At 43.4% G+C, this 1,815-nt stretch carries 2 protein-coding genes; both read right to left on the bottom strand.

The features are described from left to right. Positions 1-877: 877 nt before the first annotated feature. Entirely contained in the window at positions 878-1,441 is a 564-nt protein-coding gene (locus NC99_RS07825) for an L-threonylcarbamoyladenylate synthase (RefSeq protein WP_053181882.1), read from the bottom strand. Next, the coding region (locus NC99_RS07820; protein ID WP_162231174.1) for a glycosyltransferase at positions 1,434-1,815 on the bottom strand (382 nt) is incomplete at its 5' end. The genes NC99_RS07825 and NC99_RS07820, both read right to left, overlap by 8 nt.

The raw sequence follows: 1,815 nt of genomic DNA, 5'->3' as shown, positions 1-1,815 counted from the left end.
ACGAATCATTCCAATTTTATTTCTAAATTTAACAGCAGTTTATCTGAACAATGGATAAAATACTAGAACGTTATGATTTTATCTAAAACCATTCCATCAATCGCACATAATTTAGTTTCATTCAAAATAAGAAGGATACCAGTTTTCAGTCACAGTCCCAGTTTTCAGTTGTCTGGCATTCAGGCTCTATCATCCGGTATCAACCTCGGTGAAAGTTCTTTGGGTTTATTTCACAGGCATTTGTTATCAAACAGCAAGGAGCGAGTATCCAGAAAACCACCCGTCTTTTTCATTTACTTGGCTGTGTTTTTCATTTAAGTGATGGCGACGTTTACTAAACTGACGACGACTTTCATTAAAGTGGAAGTAATGTTGGCTAAGATCAGCCTATTGTTGGATAACAATGTCAGCTGTTTGTATTAAAATCAACGCATAGTCATATCAAGTCAGTGCATTGTTGTATGATTCCGCTGTCGTTTAGTATTACTTGGCTCCATTTCGCATGAATAATACTATCTAATCTGTATTAAAAAGTTTCAGGATTCATGAATAATACGGCAGTTTCGTATTAAAATGCCGCGTTTTTCATGAATAATGCAGCATTTCTTTAAAGAAACGCCGCATTTCTTTAGAAAGATGCTCCATTGTTTTAAAGAAATGTCGCATTTCTTTAGAAAAACGTCACATTGTTTTAAAGAAAAGGCCCATTTTTTATGAAAGTCGTGGCATTGTTGTATCAAGTCGCGGTATTTTAATATGAAAATGCGGTGTTTTTCATTGAAGTTGCCGTCGTTTTCATCGAAAATGTGCCGGATTTGGCCTTTCTCTGGACAGAAAGCATAGGTAGCGGTGTGTTTGAAAGGGATCCCAGCTTGCTTTATGGCCTCAGGATTTCGATTTCGCCGCCCACGCCCAGTTTAATAATGCTTGAAGGCGTGGCTTTTGTCAGATCATCTTGCCGGTATTCCACCACATAATCCACCGACGAAATAATTTCCGGGTCGATTTCATCGTAGATCGCCGGAGCAGGTGTTCCACTGATGTTGGCTGAGGTAGATACGATGGGTTTTTTAAAACGCTGAATGAGCTGGCGGGTAAAATCTTCGCTGGTCAGGCGAATGCCAAGGGTTCCATCGCGGGCGATCAGGTTTTTAGCCAGGTTTTTGGCACCGGGATAAATGATGGTCAGCGGTTTGTCGCTCAGTTCAATCAGGTCGTAGGCAATTTCCGGGACTTCTTCCACGTAACGGCTCAAAAAGTTGATGTTTTCCATCAGCACCAGCATGCTTTTCGAGTCTTCACGCCTTTTGATCTGGTAAATGCGTTGTACCGCCTTTTCGTTGGTGGCATCGCAGCCAATTCCCCAAATGGTGTCGGTGGGGTAGAGGATAATTCCGCCGGCGTGCAGCACGTCGAGCGCTTTTTTCAGGTCGTTATGCATGGGCTAATTGTTTATAGAATTGCATGAGTTGTTGTGCGTAGTTTTCGGGGGCGAACCGGCGGGCGTTTTGCCGGCCTTTCTGAATCAGTTCGTTTCGGTAATCTTTATTCTGAAGAATCTTTTGAATGCCCTGGTTGATTTCATCTGGATTTTGCGCTTCCACATAGTGTGCGCCATCGGCCCCGGTTTCGGGTAGGGCACCAGCCTTTGAAGTGATTACCGGACAACCGCTAGCCTGTGCTTCGGCAACGGGCAGTCCAAATCCTTCGAAAATAGAGGGGTAAAGCATGAGCTCAGCCAGTTGGTAGAGGTGGCTTAGTTGGCGGTCGTTGACCTGGTGCAGAAAAATGAGCTTGTCTTTTAGGGGTTCAATT

It is taken from the genome of Sunxiuqinia dokdonensis (assembly GCF_001270965.1).
Lineage (GTDB): Bacteria > Bacteroidota > Bacteroidia > Bacteroidales > Prolixibacteraceae > Sunxiuqinia > Sunxiuqinia dokdonensis.
This window is presented reverse-complemented; position numbering and strand designations above follow the sequence as displayed.